This is a genomic window from Streptomyces sp. NBC_00539, assembly GCF_036346105.1.
Taxonomy (GTDB): domain Bacteria; phylum Actinomycetota; class Actinomycetes; order Streptomycetales; family Streptomycetaceae; genus Streptomyces.
Window position 1 is genome coordinate 2,465,916 of sequence record NZ_CP107811.1, and the last position, 16,407, is coordinate 2,482,322.

The window sequence follows — 16,407 nt, forward strand, 5'->3', positions numbered from 1 at the left end:
TGCGGCGTACGGGGCCTATTCGGCGCCCTGGTTGAGCTGGTGGAGCAGCCGGGCCAGCTCGGCGACCTCGCCGCGGTCCCAGTCGGCCAGCTTGCGCATGTACTGCTCGCGCCGGGCGCCCCGCACCCGCAGGAACCGGGCCCGGCCCTCGTCGGTGAGCCCGACGAGGAAGGCCCGGCCGTCGGCGGGGTCCGGCTCGCGGGCCACCAGGCCGAGTACCTCCAGGGCGCGCAGCTGGCGGCTCATGGTGGCCTTGCCGACGCCGAAGTAGGCGGCGAGCTCGGTGGCCCGCTGCCGGCCCGCGGCCTCCAGCCGGACGAGGAGTCCGTACGCGGCCGGCTCCAGCTCGGGGTGGAGGGCACGGGCCATCTCGCCGGAGGAGGCGCGGGCACGCCGGAGGAAGACGGACAGCTCCCGCTCCAGGGCAAGGAACTCCTGGTCTTCTCTCCCGTGCACGTCCGGCTCCCGTCGATGGTGTGGTCACGCTGCGTCGGCCCAGTATTTCGCAGCGCACCCCCCGTACGGCACGACGCCCCCGGCAACCGGCGGATCGGGCCCCGCCGGCGATCGGGACGGTGGCGGATCCCGCCCGTGGGGGCACCTGCCGGCAGCGGGGAGGAGCGGGGCGCGGGGCGGGCCCCGCAGCACCCGGCGCAGCCGGGGCCGCCCCGCGCGACCGCCGCAACGGCCGGGCCGTCACCCCGGTCCCCGCCGGGGTGACGGGCCGGGTCAGGCCGCGGTGACCACCGCCACCTCCGCCTCGGCCAGCGCCAGCTCCAGGACCTGCCGCACGTCCGTGACGGGGTGCACCTCCAGCCCCTCCAGAACCTCCGCCGGCACGTCATCCAGATCCGCTTCGTTCCGCTTCGGGATGATCACCGTCGTCAGCCCCGCCCGGTGCGCGGCCAGCAGCTTCTGCTTGACCCCGCCGATCGGCAGCACGCGCCCGGTCAGCGAGACCTCCCCGGTCATCGCCACGTCCGTCCGCACCTGCCGCCCCGACAGCAGCGACGCCAGCGCGGTCGTCATCGTGATGCCCGCGCTGGGACCGTCCTTCGGTACCGCTCCCGCCGGGAAGTGGATGTGCACGCCCCGGTCCTTGAGGTCGGCCACCGGAAGCTCCAGCTCGGCGCCGTGCGAGCGCAGGAAGCTGAGGGCGATCTGCGCCGACTCCTTCATCACGTCACCCAGCTGCCCGGTCAGGGTCAGCCCGGCCGCCCCGGTCTCCGGATCGGCCAGGGACGCCTCCACGAACAGCACGTCGCCGCCCGCTCCCGTCACGGCGAGGCCGGTGGCCACGCCCGGTACGGCGGTGCGCCGCTCGGCCGGGTCCTGCGCGGACTCCGGGACGTGGTGCGGCCGCCCGATGAGCGCCCGCAGGTCGTCCGCGCCGATGGTGAACGGCAGGTCCCGCTCCCCCAGCTCGTGCTGCGAGGCGACCTTGCGCAGCAGACGTGCCAGCGACCGCTCCAGCGTGCGGACGCCCGCCTCCCGGGTGTACTCCCCGGCCAGCTTGCGCAGCGCGTCCTCCTCCAGGACCACCTCGTCGGCGGCGAGCCCGGCCCGCTCCAGCTGGCGCGGCAGCAGGTGGTCCCGGGCGATGACGATCTTCTCGTCCTCGGTGTAGCCGTCGAGCCTGACGAGTTCCATGCGGTCGGCGAGCGCCTCGGGGATGGATTCGAGCACGTTCGCGGTGGCCAGGAACACCACGTCGCTCAGGTCCAGCTCCACCTCCAGGTAGTGGTCGCGGAACGTGTGGTTCTGCGCGGGGTCCAGCACCTCCAGCAGGGCGGCCGCGGGGTCCCCCCGGAAGTCGGACCCGACCTTGTCGATCTCGTCCAGGAGCACGACCGGGTTCATCGACCCGGCCTCCTTGATGGCCCGCACGATGCGGCCGGGCAGCGCGCCGACGTACGTCCTCCGGTGGCCGCGGATCTCGGCCTCGTCCCGTACGCCGCCGAGGGCGACCCGGACGAACTTGCGGCCCATGGCGTGCGCGACCGATTCGCCGAGGGAGGTCTTTCCCACGCCGGGCGGCCCCACCAGGGCCAGTACGGCGCCGCCGCGGCGTCCGCCGATGACGCCCATGCCGCGCTCGGAGCGCCGCTTGCGGACGGCGAGGTACTCGGTGATGCGGTCCTTCACGTCGCTGAGCCCGGCGTGTTCGGCGTCGAGCACCGCGCGGGCGCCGCGGATGTCGTACTCGTCCTCGGTGCGCTCGTTCCAGGGCAGTTCCAGGACGGTGTCCAGCCACGTCCGGATCCAGGAGCCCTCGGGGGACTGGTCGCTGGCCCGCTCCAGCTTCTCGACCTCCTTGAGCGCGGCCTCCCGTACCTTTTCGGGCAGGTCGGCGGCCTCGACGCGGGCCCGGTAGTCGTCGGACTCCTCGCCCTCCTTCTCCCCGCCCAGTTCGCGCAGTTCCTTGCGGACGGCCTCCAGCTGGCGGCGGAGCAGGAACTCGCGCTGCTGCTTGTCGACGCCGTCCTGGACGTCCTTGGCGATGGACTCGGCGACGTCCTGTTCGGCGAGGTGGTCGCTGAGCGCCTTGATGGCGAGCCTCAGCCGGGCCACGGGGTCGGCCGTCTCCAGCAGCTCGACCTTCTGGGCCACCGTCAGGAACGGCGAGTACCCGGAGTTGTCGGCGAGCGCCGAGACCCCTTCGATCTGCTGGACCCGGTCCACGACCTGCCAGGCGCCGCGCTTCTTGAGCCAGCTGGTGGCGAGGGCCTTGTACTCCTTGACGAGCTCGGCGACGGCTCCGGGCAGCGGGTCGGGCACCTGTTCGTCGACGGTCTCCCCCTCCACCCACAGCGCGGCCCCCGGGCCGGTGGTGCCCGCGCCGATGCGGACGCGGCCGCGGCCGCGGATCAGCGCCCCGGGGTCACCGTCGGAGAGCCGTCCCACCTGCTCGACGGTCCCGAGCACACCCGTCGCGGCGTACTTGCCGTCGATGCGCGGTACGAGCAGCACCCGCGGCTTCCCGCTGCCCGCGGCGGCCTGCGCGGCCTCCACGGCGCCCCGCACCTCGGCGTCGGACAGGTCCAGCGGTACCACCATCCCGGGCAGGACGACCTCGTCATCGAGCGGCAACACGGGCAGGGTGAGCGTTACGGGCGTCGAAGCCATGATCTTCCCTCCGGCAGTGAAGTTGAGCTATGCCGACTCAATGTCCCGGAGCCCGGCAATGTTCCCCAACCTCAGTTCGCCGGGGGCGAACACGTGCGCCCGGGTCAGTCTGCCGACAGGTGCAGATCGCCCGAGGTGGTCTTCACCGAGAGGCTCGACGGGGCGGCCGGGTCGGCGGGGAGGGTGATGTCACGGGTGCCGGAGGAGGTGGTGGCCGCGATCCGGTAGGAGCCCCGGGGCACCCGGAGCGTCAGGTCGCCCGAGCCGGTGTCGGTGGCGACCGAGGCCGGGGGCGTGGTGAAGGCCAGGCGGGCGTCGCCCGAACCGGAGCGGACCTCGGCCTGCGCGCCGGACAGTTCCGCGGCCCGGATGTCGCCCGAGGAGGTACGGATCCTCAGCGGGCCCGCGACGCGCCCGGCCCCGACGTCGCCGGAGGAGGTGCGAACCGTCAGCGGGCCCGCGACGCGATCGGCTGTGACGGTGCCCGAGGAGGTGGTGAGCTCGGCGGCCGCGACGCCGGTGACCGTGAGGCGGCCGCTGTCGGTCCGCAGCTTCACCGTCGCCGAGGCGGGCACCTCCAGCCGGTAGTCGACGTAGCAGGTGTCGGAGCAGCCCGCGGTGAAGGTGAGCACGCCCGCGGTGACCCGCTGGTCCGGCCGGGGCGGGGTGTCCCCGCGGTAATGGACCGTGCGGTGGACGGTGACGCCCGTGCCGCTGCCCGGGACGACCTCGACGGAGCCGTGCCGTCCGTCGGTCACCTCGACGGCCTGGACGGCCTCGCCCACGGTGGCGTCGTCGGTCGCCGTCTTCTGCCCGCCCTCGGTGAGACGGCCGAGGGAACAGCCGGTCAGGAGCAGTGCCGCCGACACGGCCAGGGCGGGTAACGCGAGGGCGGGCCGGGCGGGGAAGGTGCGGGAGCGATACGTCATGAGCGGAAGTCTGACGGGGCCCGCCCCCTCGCCACGAGGGGGCCGCTACCCGGACGGGCCGGGGGGTTATCCCCCCGTCGCCACCGGGCGCTCCCGGGGCCCGCCGGGCAGCTCCGGGAGGCCCCATTCGCTCCAGGAGCCGTCGTACACGGCCGTCTCCCGGTAGCCGGCCAGCTCCGCGCCCAGCGCGAGGACGCAGGCCGTCACCCCCGAGCCGCAGCTGAGGTAGAGGCGCTCCCGGTCCCCCGCCGCCGCACGGAACGCCTCCCGGAGTTGCGCAGCGGGCCTCATCAGGCCGCCGGGGGCCTGGAGTTCGGTGAAGGGGAGGCTGACCGCCCCCGGCATGTGGCCGCCGCGCAGGCCCGGCCGGGGCTCCGGGGCGGTGCCCGCGAACCGGCCCCGGGTGCGGGCGTCCAGTACCGCGGCGCCCGGATCCGCCAGGGCCGCGGCCACGGCGGCGGCGTCCACCAGCAGCCCGGGGCGCGGCCGGGCGGTGAAGGAGCCGCGCGGGCCCTCGTACGCCGGGCCGGTGTCCTCCAGCGGCAGCCCGGCGGCCTGCCAGGCGGGCAGCCCGCCGTCCAGGACGGCGGCCCGGTCGAAGCCCATCGCGCGCAGCATCCACCAGGCCCGGGCGCTGGAGTGGATCCCGGCGCCGTCGTACACGACCACCGTGTCGCCGTCGCCGAGTCCGAGCGCGCGCACCGCCTCCTCGAACCGCGCGGCGGCGGGCATGGTGTGCGGGAGGGACGAGCCGTGGTCGGACAGCGCCCCGTCGAGGTCGAAGGGGCGGGCCCCCGGGATGCGCCGGTCCGCGCCGCGCAGCGCGCCGACGGAGGCGTCGAACAGCACCAGGTCCGGTTCCAGGAGCAGGACGGCGAGCTGCTCGGCCCCGATCAGGGGTCCGAAGGGGGGTTCTGGCGCGCTCATTCGGGTTCCTCCGGCCGGGTCTGCGTCGGGATCGACCCGCCCATCCAAGCACCGTGGCCCGACGGCCCTTTCAGCGGCAGTCGGCTCCCGTCCGGCCGTACACCGCGACCTGCGCCCCGCGCACCTGCGCGAGCGAGCACAGCCGGAACCCGGCCGCCAGCGCCTCCCGCTTCGCGGCCTCCGCCGGGTACGGGTCCAGCGGCTGCCCCTGCGGGTCGAGCAGGGCCACCACCCTCGGCGTCCGGGCCAGCCTGGCCCGGATCTCCCCGGCGGGCAGCTCGGTCCCCCACAGGCTGCGCGAGTCCGCCGGGGTCCGGGCCAGGGCCACGTCCCGCAGCGGCGCGTACGTCCCGGGTGAGGACAGCAGCCACTCGCGCCGCCGCGACGGCATGAACAGCACCGCGTCCCCCGGCCGGGCCCGCTCCCGGACGGCCGCGGCCACCGCCAGGACGTCGTCCTTGCGGCTCTCGGGGGTCCTCAGCCACCCCGACCACCATCCCCAGGGCGCCAGCAGCGCCCCCGCCAGCACCCAGGGCCACACCGCCCGCGCCCGCACCCGGCCGGCCCGCGCGAGCCGCAGCCCGATCAGCAGCGCGAGCCCGGCCAGCGCGTAGAGCACGTACCGGTCGACGTACCAGGGGTGCACCAGCGAGACCGCCATCAGCAGCCCCGGCGGCAGCAGCGCGAGCGGTACCGCGACCCGCAGCGCCTCCCGCTCGTCGCGCACGCCCCGCGCCAGGAGCACCACGGCGAGCGCGAGCACCCCGTAGGCCGCCCAGTCCTGCCAGCCCGGCCGCCCGAGCCAGCCGAGCTGCTGCTGCGCCTGCCGGGCGCTGACGAGGGCCAGCGGCAGCAGCGCGGCCAGGACGGCCGCGGCGCTCCACCGCCAGCCGCGCGAGCGCCGGGCGGCGCAGCCGTGCGCGAGGAGGGCGAGCACCGCGAACTCGTGCAGCCAGCAGCCGAGCAGCAGCACCACCGCGTACGCCACCCACCGCTCGGCCAGCATCAGGTACGTGGCCCACACCGCGGCGCAGGCGACGAGGGCGTACGAGCGCCCCTCCTGGGCGTACATCTGCACCGGCGGCAGCAGGGCGTAGGCGGCTCCGGCGATCACCGCGGCCCGCGGCCCGGCGAGCCGGTGCGCCACCGCGGCCACTCCGGCGGCGGCCAGGGCGGTGGCGGCGACGGAGGGCAGGCGCAGCGCCCACAGGCCCGCGTCCCACAGGCCGTACACCCCGTGCATCAGCAGGTAGTACAGCCCGTGGACGGCGTCGACCCGCCCGAGGAGCCCGGCGAGGTCGGGCAGCGGACGGTGCGCCACTTGGACGGTCACGGATTCGTCGCGCCACATGCTGCCGCCGCCGGGGCCGCGTTCCAGGCCCCAGAGGCCGAGGACGACGGCGAGGAGCGGCGGCAGCCCGCGCCACAGGGCTGTGCGGCTGATGTCGGCCTCCGGGTGCTTCCGTGCGGGTGGTGCGGACTCCATACTCGGGGTTCGGGTCGGCCCCCGTTCCAGCGGAGGTGGGTTGTGCGAGTGTTCCGGGCGATGGCGGCGGCACTACTGGGCGCGGTGCTCCTGGGCGGATGCGGTCTGGCCAGACCCGACCACTCGCTGGTCACCCTGAGCGCGGAGGCGTCGGCCGGCGGCAGCCTGCCCTCCCGGCAGGACCCGCCCTCCCCCGGCCCCGGCGGGCCCTCGCAGCCCGCGCCCGACCCCGGTGCGTCCTCCCCGCCGCCCGCCGCCACCGAGACACTGGTCACAGTCACCCGCAGCGGCGGCTTCGCCGGCCGGACGCACACCCTGGCCGTCGCCTCGGACGGAGCCTGGACCCGGCAGGGCGCGCGCGCCGAACCCGAGGGCACCGGCCGCCTCTCGGCGGCCCAGCTCACCCGGCTGCGCACGGCCGTCCAGGAGGCCGACTTCGCGCACCTGCCCCGGCCGGCCAAGAGCGGCGGGACGGTCTTCGACGGGTTCACGTACACCTTCGTGCGCGGCACGCTCAGGGTCGTCACCGACGACGGCTCCGTCCCGCCCGCCCTGACGAAGGTGCTGGACGCCCTGCCCCCCTTCGAGGGCTGAGCCGGTCCGGGCGGGTCCGGGCGGGTTCCGGACGCCCGCGGCGGTCCGTGGGAACCCCACATGGCCGCGGGCCGGTGCCTCCTCTACGCTGCACCCCATCACGCGGGATCTTCAGGGGCGGGACATGGAACAGACACACACCACCCACAGCGGCGCCGCGGCCACCCCCGGTGCCCAGCGGCGCGTGCTCGTGGTCGAGGACGACCGCACCATCGCCGACGCCATCTCGGCCCGGCTGCGCGCCGAGGGATTCCAGGTGCAGACGGCGTACGACGGCCCGGCCGCGGTCGCGGCAGCCGAGAGCTGGCTGCCCGAGCTGCTGGTGCTGGACGTCATGCTGCCCGGCTTCGACGGGCTGGAGGTCTGCCGCAGGGTCCAGGCGCAGCGGCCGGTCCCGGTCCTGATGCTCACCGCCCGGGACGACGAGACCGACATGCTGGTCGGGCTCGGGGTCGGCGCGGACGACTACATGACGAAGCCGTTCTCGATGCGGGAGCTGGCCGCGCGCGTCCACGTGCTGCTGCGGCGGGTGGAGCGGGCCACCCAGGCGGCGAGCGCCCCCCGCGGGGCGACGCTGCGCCTGGGTGACCTGGAGATCGACCACGCACAGCGGCGGGTGCGGGTGCAGGCCGAGGACGTGCACCTGACGCCGACCGAGTTCGACCTGCTGGTGTGCCTGGCGGGGACGCCGCGCGCGGTCCTCTCCCGCGAGCAGTTGCTGGCCGAGGTGTGGGACTGGGCCGACGCGTCGGGCACGCGCACGGTCGACAGCCACATCAAGGCGCTGCGCCGGAAGATCGGCGCCGAGCGGATCCGTACGGTCCACGGCGTCGGGTACGCCCTGGAGACCCCGGCCCAGTCGTGAGCGGCGCCCGCCCCGGTCGGGGGCGCGGCACCGGCCGCACCGGCGGAGCGGGTGACCGCCCCGGAGAACGGCTCGGTGACCGCGCCGGTGACCGCGCCGGAGGGCTGCGCCCGTTCTCGCCGTTCTCGATCAAGACGAAGCTGGGCTCGCTCGTCGTGGTGTCCGTGTTCATCACGACCGGGCTGCTGATGGTGGCCCTGCGCACCGACACGGAGCTGCGGTTCATCACCGTGTTCTCGGTGATCGCCTCGATGCTGATCACACAGTTCGTGGCGCACAGCCTGACGGCGCCGCTGGACGACATGACGACGGTGGCCGGGGCGATCTCCCGCGGGGACTACACCCGCCGGGTGCGCGGGGCCGGGCGCCGCGACGAGCTGGGCGACCTCGCCTCGACGATCAACCTGATGGCGGACGACCTGGAGGCGGTGGACCGCCACCGCAAGGAACTGGTCGCCAACGTCTCGCACGAGCTGCGCACGCCGATCGCGGCGCTGCGCGCGGTGCTGGAGAACGTGGTGGACGGGGTCTCCCAGGCCGACCCGGAGACCATGCGGACGGCGCTCAAGCAGACGGAGCGGCTGGGCCGGCTCGTGGAGACCCTGCTGGACCTGTCCCGGGTGGACAACGGGGTGGTGCCGCTGCGGGCACGCCGCTTCGAGGTGTGGCCGTACCTGTCCGGGGTGCTCAAGGAGTCGGGTCTCGCGGCGGCGGGCCGCCCGGGGCTGGCCACGGGTTCGGGCGGCCACACCCGCAACGACGTCCACCTCCACCTGGACGTGCACCCGTCGGGACTGACCGCGTACGCGGACGCGGAGCGGCTGCACCAGGTGGTGGCGAACCTGATCGACAACGCGGTCAAGCACAGCCCGCCGCACGGCCGGGTCACGGTCCGCGCCCGGGCCGGCGACGCGCCCGACAGCCTGGTGGTCGAGGTCCGGGACGAAGGCCCTGGAATCCCGGAAGAGGAACGCCACAGGGTCTTCGAGCGCTTCAACCGGGGCAGCGCGGGCGGCGGCGACGGCGGTACGGGGCTGGGCCTCGCGATCGCCCGCTGGGCCGTCGGCCTGCACGGTGGCGACATCCGCGTGGCCGAATCGTCACGGGGCTGCCGCATCCTCGTCACGCTTCCGGGCAGCTCGCCGGCGTCGCGTTGACGTAGGGTTCGAGTGGGAGAAGACATGATCTCGGCCACACCAGGCAGGGATCGTAAGGGGTGCGAAGCCAAGGGGGCCGCAACCTCGGTGCCCCCTACCCGAACCACGCTTGTTTCCCGCCATTCCCGGCGGTGAAACCCGCCGTTCGATGTGACCTGCGCGACGTAAGTCCCGCCCGGCCTGCATCACCCCTCCCGGGAGGCGTAGCCTTTATTCCCGCTGTCCATACCTTGTGAAGCGGAAGAGGGCGGTTGCCGCCGTGTCGCCACAGTCCCCCAGTAACCCGAGCACCACGACCGAAGCAGCAGAGGGCGGGAAGACCCCTGCCTCAGGCTTCGGTGCCAACGAGTGGCTCGTCGACGAGATCTATCAGCAGTACCTCCAGGACCCCAACTCGGTCGACCGGGCCTGGTGGGACTTCTTCGCCGACTACAAGCCGGGGGGCGCTGCCGCTCCCGTGAAGGCGGACGGTCCCGAGAAGTCCACGACGACGGACGGCGCCTCCGCACAGGCCGCCGCCACCGTCCCCGCCGAGGTCCCGCGGGCCAGCGTCGCAGCCGCCACGGGGGCGGCGAGCGCCGCACCTCCCGTGGCGAACACCGGCTCCACCGGAGCCCCTGCCGCCGCCGCGCCCGCGCCAGCTCCTGCCCCTGCTCCTGCCACCCCCTCTGGTGCCCCTGCTGTGACTGTCACCTCCCAGGCCCCGGCCGCCGCACCGGCCGCGCCCTCCCCTCAGGCCGCTCCGGTCGCCCCGCAGAAGTCCGCGCCCACCACCGAGGCCCCCGCCGGGCCCGAGCTGGTGACGCTCCGCGGTCCGGCTGCGGCCGTCGCCAAGAACATGAACGCCTCCCTCGACGTCCCGACGGCCACGTCCGTCCGCGCCGTCCCGGTGAAGCTGCTGTTCGACAACCGCATCGTCATCAACAACCACCTCAAGCGCGCCCGGGGCGGGAAGATCTCCTTCACGCACCTCATCGGCTACGCGATGGTGCAGGCCATCAAGGCCATGCCGTCCATGAACTACTCCTTCGCGGAGAAGGACGGCAAGCCGACCCTGGTCAAGCCGGAGCACGTGAACTTCGGCCTCGCGATCGACCTGGTGAAGGCCAACGGCGACCGGCAGCTCGTCGTCGCCGGCATCAAGAAGGCCGAGACCCTCAACTTCTTCGAGTTCTGGCAGGCGTACGAGGACATCGTCCGCCGCGCCCGCGTCGGCAAGCTGACGATGGACGACTTCACCGGCGTCACCGTCTCGCTGACCAACCCCGGCGGCCTGGGCACCGTCCACTCCGTGCCGCGTCTGATGCCCGGTCAGTCGGTCATCATGGGCGTCGGCTCGATGGACTACCCCGCCGAGTTCCAGGGCACCTCGCAGGACACCCTGAACAAGCTGGGCATCTCCAAGGTCATGACCCTGACCTCGACCTACGACCACCGGGTCATCCAGGGCGCGGCCTCCGGCGAGTTCCTGCGCATCGTCGCGAACCTCCTCCTCGGCGAGAACGGCTTCTACGACGACGTCTTCGAGGCCCTGCGCATCCCGTACGAGCCGGTCCGCTGGCTCCGGGACATCGACGCCTCGCACGACGACGACGTCACCAAGGCCGCCCGCGTCTTCGAGCTGATCCACTCCTACCGGGTCCGCGGCCACGTCATGGCCGACACCGACCCGCTGGAGTACAAGCAGCGCAAGCACCCCGACCTCGACATCACCGAGCACGGCCTCACCCTGTGGGACCTGGAGCGCGAGTTCGCGGTCGGCGGCTTCTCCGGCAAGTCGATGATGAAGCTGCGCGACATCCTCGGCGTGCTGCGCGACTCGTACTGCCGCACCACCGGCGTCGAGTTCATGCACATCCAGGACCCCAAGCAGCGCAAGTGGATCCAGGACCGCATCGAGCGCCCGCACTCCAAGCCGGAGCGCGAGGAGCAGCTGCGCATCCTGCGCCGCCTGAACGCGGCGGAGGCCTTCGAGACGTTCCTGCAGACGAAGTACGTCGGCCAGAAGCGCTTCTCCCTGGAGGGCGGCGAGTCCGTCATCCCGCTGCTGGACGCCGTCATCGACTCGGCCGCCGAGGCCCGCCTCGAAGAGGTCGTCATCGGCATGGCCCACCGCGGCCGTCTGAACGTCCTCGCGAACATCGTCGGCAAGTCCTACGCGCAGATCTTCCGGGAGTTCGAGGGCAACCTCGACCCGAAGTCGATGCACGGCTCCGGCGACGTCAAGTACCACCTGGGCGCCGAGGGCACCTTCACGGGCCTGGACGGCGAGCAGATCAAGGTCTCGCTCGTCGCGAACCCCTCGCACCTGGAGGCCGTCGACCCGGTCCTGGAGGGTGTCGCCCGCGCCAAGCAGGACGTCATCAACAAGGGCGGCACGGACTTCACGGTCCTGCCCCTGGCCCTGCACGGCGACGCGGCCTTCGCCGGCCAGGGTGTCGTCGCCGAGACGCTGAACATGTCGCAGCTGCGCGGCTACCGCACCGGCGGTACCGTCCACGTCGTCATCAACAACCAGGTCGGCTTCACCGCCGCCCCGGAGTCCTCGCGTTCGTCCATGTACGCGACCGACGTGGCCCGCATGATCGAGGCGCCGATCTTCCACGTGAACGGTGACGACCCGGAGGCCGTGGTCCGCGTCGCGCGGCTCGCCTTCGAGTTCCGTCAGGCGTTCAACAAGGACGTGGTCATCGACCTCATCTGCTACCGCCGTCGCGGCCACAACGAGTCCGACAACCCGGCGTTCACGCAGCCGCTGATGTACGACCTGATCGACAAGAAGCGCTCGGTGCGCAAGCTGTACACCGAGTCCCTCATCGGTCGCGGCGACATCACGCTGGAAGAGGCCGAGCAGGCGCTCCAGGACTTCCAGGGCCAGCTGGAGAAGGTCTTCGCGGAGGTCCGCGAGGCCGCCACGCAGCCCGCCATCGGCACGCCGGCCCCGGTCGCGCAGCAGCAGTTCCCCGTCCCGGTGAACACCGCGGTCTCCCAGGAGGTCGTCAAGCGGATCGCCGAGGCGCAGGTCAACATCCCGGAGAACGTCACCGTCCACCCGCGTCTGCTGCCGCAGCTCCAGCGCCGCGCGGCGATGATCGACGAGGGCACCATCGACTGGGGCATGGGCGAGACCCTCGCCTTCGGCTCGCTGCTGATGGAGGGCACCCCGGTCCGCCTGTCGGGCCAGGACTCCCGCCGCGGCACGTTCGGCCAGCGCCACGCGGTCCTCATCGACCGGGAGACGGGCGAGGACTACACCCCGCTGCAGTACCTGTCGGACGACCAGGCCCGCTACAACGTCTACGACTCGCTGCTCTCCGAGTACGCGGCCATGGGCTTCGAGTACGGCTACTCGCTGGCCCGTCCGGACGCGCTGGTCCTCTGGGAGGCCCAGTTCGGTGACTTCGTCAACGGCGCGCAGACCGTCGTCGACGAGTTCATCTCCTCGGCCGAGCAGAAGTGGGGCCAGACCTCCGGCGTCACGCTGCTCCTGCCGCACGGCTACGAGGGCCAGGGCCCGGACCACTCGTCCGCCCGCCCGGAGCGCTTCCTGCAGATGTGCGCGCAGGACAACATGACGGTCGCGATGCCGACCCTGCCGTCGAACTACTTCCACCTGCTGCGCTGGCAGGTCCACAACCCGCACCACAAGCCGCTGATCGTCTTCACGCCGAAGTCGATGCTGCGTCTCAAGGCGGCGGCCTCCAAGGCGGAGGAGTTCACGACCGGTTCGTTCCGTCCGGTCATCGGCGACACGCGCGTCTCCTCCGGAGCGGGTGACCCGAACGAGATCCGCAAGGTCGTCTTCTGCGCGGGCAAGGTCTACTACGACCTGGAGGCCGAGCGGGAGAAGCGCGGCATCACGGACACGGCCATCATCCGCATCGAGCGGCTGTACCCGCTGCCGGGTGCGGAGCTCCAGGCGGAGATCGCCAAGTTCCCGAACGCGGCGAAGTACATCTGGGCGCAGGAGGAGCCGGCGAACCAGGGTGCGTGGCCGTTCATCGCGCTGAACCTGATCGACCACCTCGACCTGGCGGTCGGCGCGGACATCCCGGCGGGCGAGCGCCTGCGGCGCATCTCGCGCCCGCACGGCTCCTCCCCCGCGGTGGGCTCCGCCAAGCGCCACCAGGCGGAGCAGCAGCAGCTGCTGAACGAGGTCTTCGAGGCCTGATCGGCGCTCCTGCCCGACGTGTGAAGGCCCGGACCCCCTCGGGGGTCCGGGCCTTCCGGCTGCACCGGGCGGCCCGGCTGCCCCGCGCCCGGCCCGGCCCCGGCCCGCGCCCGGCCGGGGTTACGGCTGGGGTTCGAAGTCCCAGTACGGGCGCGTTTGTTGGCGGGCCGAGACCGTGTGGACGTGCTGGGCGCCCAGGGTGCGGGTCAGGGCCTTGAGGCCCGCGTCCTCGTGCTTCGCCGCCTCCGCGTCCTCCCGTACCGCCCTCAGGTCCGCGGCCAGGGCGATCTGTGCGCTCAGCGTCATCGGGTGGTCCGGGCCCAGCACCTGTTCCGCTCCCCGCAAGGTCTCCCGGCTCAGCTCCACCGCGTCCTCCAGCCGCCCGGTGATGTTGCGGTGGCCGGTGGCGTTGAGCGCACAGCCCAGTGTCCACGGGTGCCGGTCGCCCAGCGCGCCCCGCATTCCGACCAGTGCCTGCTCCGCCAGGCTCAGCGCCTCCACCCGCTCGCCCTGGGCCCTCAGCACCAGCCCCAGGTTTCCGACCGTGCCGATGCTGTACGGGTGGGCCAGGCCCAGCTGCGACTGGTAGCCCCGTACGACGTCCTCCGAGATCCGCCGGGCCTCGTCCACGTCGCCGTACTCGCGCAGGTAGGTGGCGTAGTCGGAGGCGACCATCAGCGTCCAGGGGAACTCCGCGCCGAACACCCGCGTCGAGCGTTCCAGCACGCTGCGCAGCCGGGCCCCGGCGCCCGGGATGTCCCCGGAGCGGCGCAGGCACATGCCCAGGTTGTGTTCGGCGCGCAGGGTCTGCGGGTGGTTGGTGCCCAGCACCTGGGCGTTGACCTTGAGGCCTTGCTCCTGGCGGGCCAGGGCCTCCCGGTAGCGGCCCATCAGGCGCAGCCCCATCGCGCAGCCGATCCCGGACGACAGGGTGGCGATGTGCCGTACCCGCAGGACGCGTTCGCGGCGCCGCAGGGTGTCGAGGTCGGTGTCGTAGGCCTCCTGGTAGCGCCCGAGGAGGCGCAGGACGACGGCGACGTTGTTCTGCGCGGCGAGGGTGGTGGCGTCGTCCTCGCCGAGCAGCTCGCGGTAGCTGGCGAAGGCGTGTTCCAGCAGGTCGCGGGCCTGCTCGAACTTGGCGGTGTTGAGCAGGACGCCGGCGTACGAGCTGGTGGCGCGCAGCGATTCGAGGTCGCGCGGGCCGCGTTCGGCCACCAGTCGCTCGGCCCGGGCCTTGGCGAGGCTCTCGGCCTGGCGGAAGTGGCCGAGCATCCGCAGGGCGCTGCCGTAGTGGTAGCTGAGCTCGCGGACCTGGTCGTGGTCCTCGCCGAGCATGGGCCGCCAGATCCCGTCGGTCTCCTCGGCCAGCCGCAGGCAGGTGCGGTACTCGCCGGCGCGCAGCAGGTAGCGCAGGCAGTGCAGCAGGAAGTTCTGGATGCGCGGGTTGGAGCTGCGCAGGACCCCGGCGGGCTCCAGGTGCGGGATGAGTTCGGCGTAGCGGGGCCACAGGCGGGAGTCGGAGGGCCGCCCGGGGTCGGCGGCGGCGAGGACCTGGCGCACGACGCGGGACAGTTCCTCGGCCTCGTCGTCGCCGAGGTCCCCGCGGACGATGTTGTGGACCATGCGGTGCAGCTGGACCGTCTCCAGGCCGCCGCCCTCCTCGACGGCGAGGTCGGAGTACTCCAGCCGGACGACGGAGAACTGCACGAGCTTGTTGAGGGCGGCGTTCCACCGGATCTGGTCGTTGATCAGCCCGGCGAGCTGCTCGGGCACGTCGTCCGCGGGGAACTCGCTCAGCAGCCGCAGCGGGACCCGGCCGGGGGCGAAGAAGACGAACAGCCGCAGCAGGGCGAGGGCGTCGGGGAAGTTCTCCCGTACGTTGTTGAGGAGTATCGCCAGGGCGGTGGGGAAGGGCAGCGGGTAGTCGTCGGAGAGGGTGACGGCCTCGTGGGAGTCGAGCCGGCTCTGCAGCAGGTGCAGGTACTCGCCGACGCCGATCGGTGAGTCGGCGAGCCAGCCGGCGGTCTGGTCGAGGGCGAGCGGGTAGTCCTCCAGGGCCTCCGCGAGCTGGTGGGCCTCGGCCGTGGTGAGCCGACCGGCCCGGCGGCGGATGAAGGTCACCGACTCCGGGCGCGCGTACAGGGGGACTTCGACGAGGCTGGTGTGGCGGGCCGCCCACTCCCGGTTGCGGGAGGTGATGATGACGTCGCCGGCGCCGGAGGGCAGCAGGTCGGTGAGGTCGTCGGGGTTGTCGCAGCCGTCGAAGACCAGCAGCCAGCGGTAGTACGGGTTCCCGCGCCGCAGCGCTTCCAGCACGGCCCGGATCTGCTCGCCGTAGCTGCCGGCGCCTTCGGGCAGGCCGAGTGCGGGCGCCAGGTCGGCGAGCCGCTCGCGCAGGGTGGGCCGGTCCTCGGCCGGGACCCACCACACCACGTCGTACTCGGAGGCGAAGCGGTAGGCGTACTCGGTGGCGACCTGCGTCTTGCCCACCCCGGACAGGCCGAGCAGGGTGACGGTGGAGGCGCCGGGCGGGGCTTCGGTGAGGGCGGCGCGCAGGCGGCCGATGACGTCGTTGCGGCCGGTGAAGCGCGGGTTGCGGCGCGGTACCCGGCCCCAGATCTCGGGCGGGTCGTTGGGGAAGCGGGGGCCCCGGCGGCCGCTCTCGATGCCGATCCGGTCGGTGGGCAGCTCCAGCCGGCGCAGCACCCGGTACTCGGCTTCGTAGGCGTCCAGCCCCCACAGGTCGGTCTTCTCCAGGGCGGCCACTGCGCTGGGCAGCGGGGCGTCGGTGAGGCAGACGGCGGCGAACCGGTCGGGGTGGTGCTCGGTGACGGTGCGCAGGGCCGCGTTCCACTCCTCCTCGGTGTGGGTGCCGGCGGAGAAGTAGCGTTCGCTGAGGACGACGAGGACCTTGCCCCCGGCCCGGGCCAGGTCGTCGAGGGCTTCGGTGACTCCGGGGCTGCTCTGCGGGTCCCAGCGCTGGAGGGCCACGCGGTGGCCGTGCTCCTCCAGGCGGTGGGCGATCCACACGGCCCAGGGCCGGTTGAAGCCCGCGAAGCTGATGACGAAGCGCTGCGGCGGCTGCGCCGCTCCGTCGCGGTCCTGCCGAATACCGGTGGTCATGCGGCCGTCTCCCTGGAACCGGGCGGTGG

The 16,407-nt window shown here is 73.3% G+C and carries 10 protein-coding genes; 4 read left to right on the forward strand and 6 right to left on the reverse strand.

The window, feature by feature from the left end:
• Positions 1-15 precede the first annotated feature (15 nt).
• The 5 genes from OG861_RS10660 to OG861_RS10680 form a co-directional block, all read right to left on the reverse strand.
• On the reverse strand, positions 16-456 hold the full coding sequence (locus OG861_RS10660) for a MarR family winged helix-turn-helix transcriptional regulator (protein WP_329198227.1): 441 nt from the start codon (positions 454-456) through the stop codon (positions 16-18).
• Positions 457-729: 273 nt separating this feature from the next.
• Positions 730-3,126, reverse strand: coding sequence for an endopeptidase La (gene lon / locus OG861_RS10665; RefSeq protein ID WP_329198225.1), 2,397 nt, complete (start codon positions 3,124-3,126; stop codon positions 730-732).
• Between the two features lie 104 nt (positions 3,127-3,230).
• Positions 3,231-4,055: a DUF4097 family beta strand repeat-containing protein gene (locus OG861_RS10670; RefSeq protein WP_329198223.1), complete on the reverse strand. Its 825-nt coding sequence runs from the start codon at positions 4,053-4,055 to the stop codon at positions 3,231-3,233.
• Positions 4,056-4,121: 66 nt separating this feature from the next.
• Positions 4,122-4,982: a sulfurtransferase gene (locus OG861_RS10675; protein ID WP_329198221.1), complete on the reverse strand. Its 861-nt coding sequence runs from the start codon at positions 4,980-4,982 to the stop codon at positions 4,122-4,124.
• 70 nt (positions 4,983-5,052) lie between these two features.
• Positions 5,053-6,468, reverse strand: a complete 1,416-nt coding sequence (locus OG861_RS10680; protein ID WP_330261693.1) for a hypothetical protein — start codon at positions 6,466-6,468, stop codon at positions 5,053-5,055.
• Positions 6,469-6,510: 42 nt separating this feature from the next.
• Between OG861_RS10680 and OG861_RS10685 the strand changes: the two genes are divergently transcribed.
• From OG861_RS10685 to OG861_RS10700, 4 genes are all read left to right on the forward strand, one after another.
• Positions 6,511-7,062 (forward strand): hypothetical protein, encoded by a 552-nt coding sequence (locus tag OG861_RS10685; protein WP_330261694.1) that lies wholly within the window; start codon positions 6,511-6,513, stop codon positions 7,060-7,062.
• 124 nt (positions 7,063-7,186) lie between these two features.
• The gene (locus tag OG861_RS10690; protein WP_329198217.1) at positions 7,187-7,927 is read left to right on the forward strand and encodes a response regulator transcription factor; all 741 of its coding nucleotides are present in this window, start codon (positions 7,187-7,189) and stop codon (positions 7,925-7,927) included.
• Positions 7,928-8,031: 104 nt separating this feature from the next.
• Entirely contained in the window at positions 8,032-9,084 is a 1,053-nt protein-coding gene (locus tag OG861_RS10695) for a HAMP domain-containing sensor histidine kinase (protein ID WP_329202445.1), read from the forward strand.
• 259 nt (positions 9,085-9,343) lie between these two features.
• Positions 9,344-13,255 carry a multifunctional oxoglutarate decarboxylase/oxoglutarate dehydrogenase thiamine pyrophosphate-binding subunit/dihydrolipoyllysine-residue succinyltransferase subunit gene (locus OG861_RS10700; RefSeq protein WP_329198215.1) on the forward strand — a complete coding sequence of 1,304 codons (3,912 nt, stop codon included), beginning with the start codon at positions 9,344-9,346 and terminating at the stop codon, positions 13,253-13,255.
• Between the two features lie 120 nt (positions 13,256-13,375).
• On the opposite strand, the gene fxsT is transcribed toward OG861_RS10700, so the two are convergent.
• Positions 13,376-16,378: an FxSxx-COOH system tetratricopeptide repeat protein gene (gene fxsT, locus OG861_RS10705; protein ID WP_329198213.1), complete on the reverse strand. Its 3,003-nt coding sequence runs from the start codon at positions 16,376-16,378 to the stop codon at positions 13,376-13,378.
• Between the last annotated feature and the right edge of the window lie 29 nt (positions 16,379-16,407).

What these genes read in the sequence shown, in the direction of transcription:
- OG861_RS10670 (WP_329198223.1), bottom strand. Translation starts at nt 4,055, where the DNA reads ATGACGTATCGCTCCCGCACCTTCCCCGCCCGGCCCGCCCTCGCGTTA.
- OG861_RS10690 (WP_329198217.1), top strand. Translation starts at nt 7,187, where the DNA reads ATGGAACAGACACACACCACCCACAGCGGCGCCGCGGCCACCCCCGGT.
- OG861_RS10680 (WP_330261693.1), bottom strand. Translation starts at nt 6,468, where the DNA reads ATGGAGTCCGCACCACCCGCACGGAAGCACCCGGAGGCCGACATCAGC.
- fxsT (WP_329198213.1), bottom strand. Translation starts at nt 16,378, where the DNA reads ATGACCACCGGTATTCGGCAGGACCGCGACGGAGCGGCGCAGCCGCCG.
- OG861_RS10675 (WP_329198221.1), bottom strand. Translation starts at nt 4,982, where the DNA reads ATGAGCGCGCCAGAACCCCCCTTCGGACCCCTGATCGGGGCCGAGCAG.
- lon (WP_329198225.1), bottom strand. Translation starts at nt 3,126, where the DNA reads ATGGCTTCGACGCCCGTAACGCTCACCCTGCCCGTGTTGCCGCTCGAT.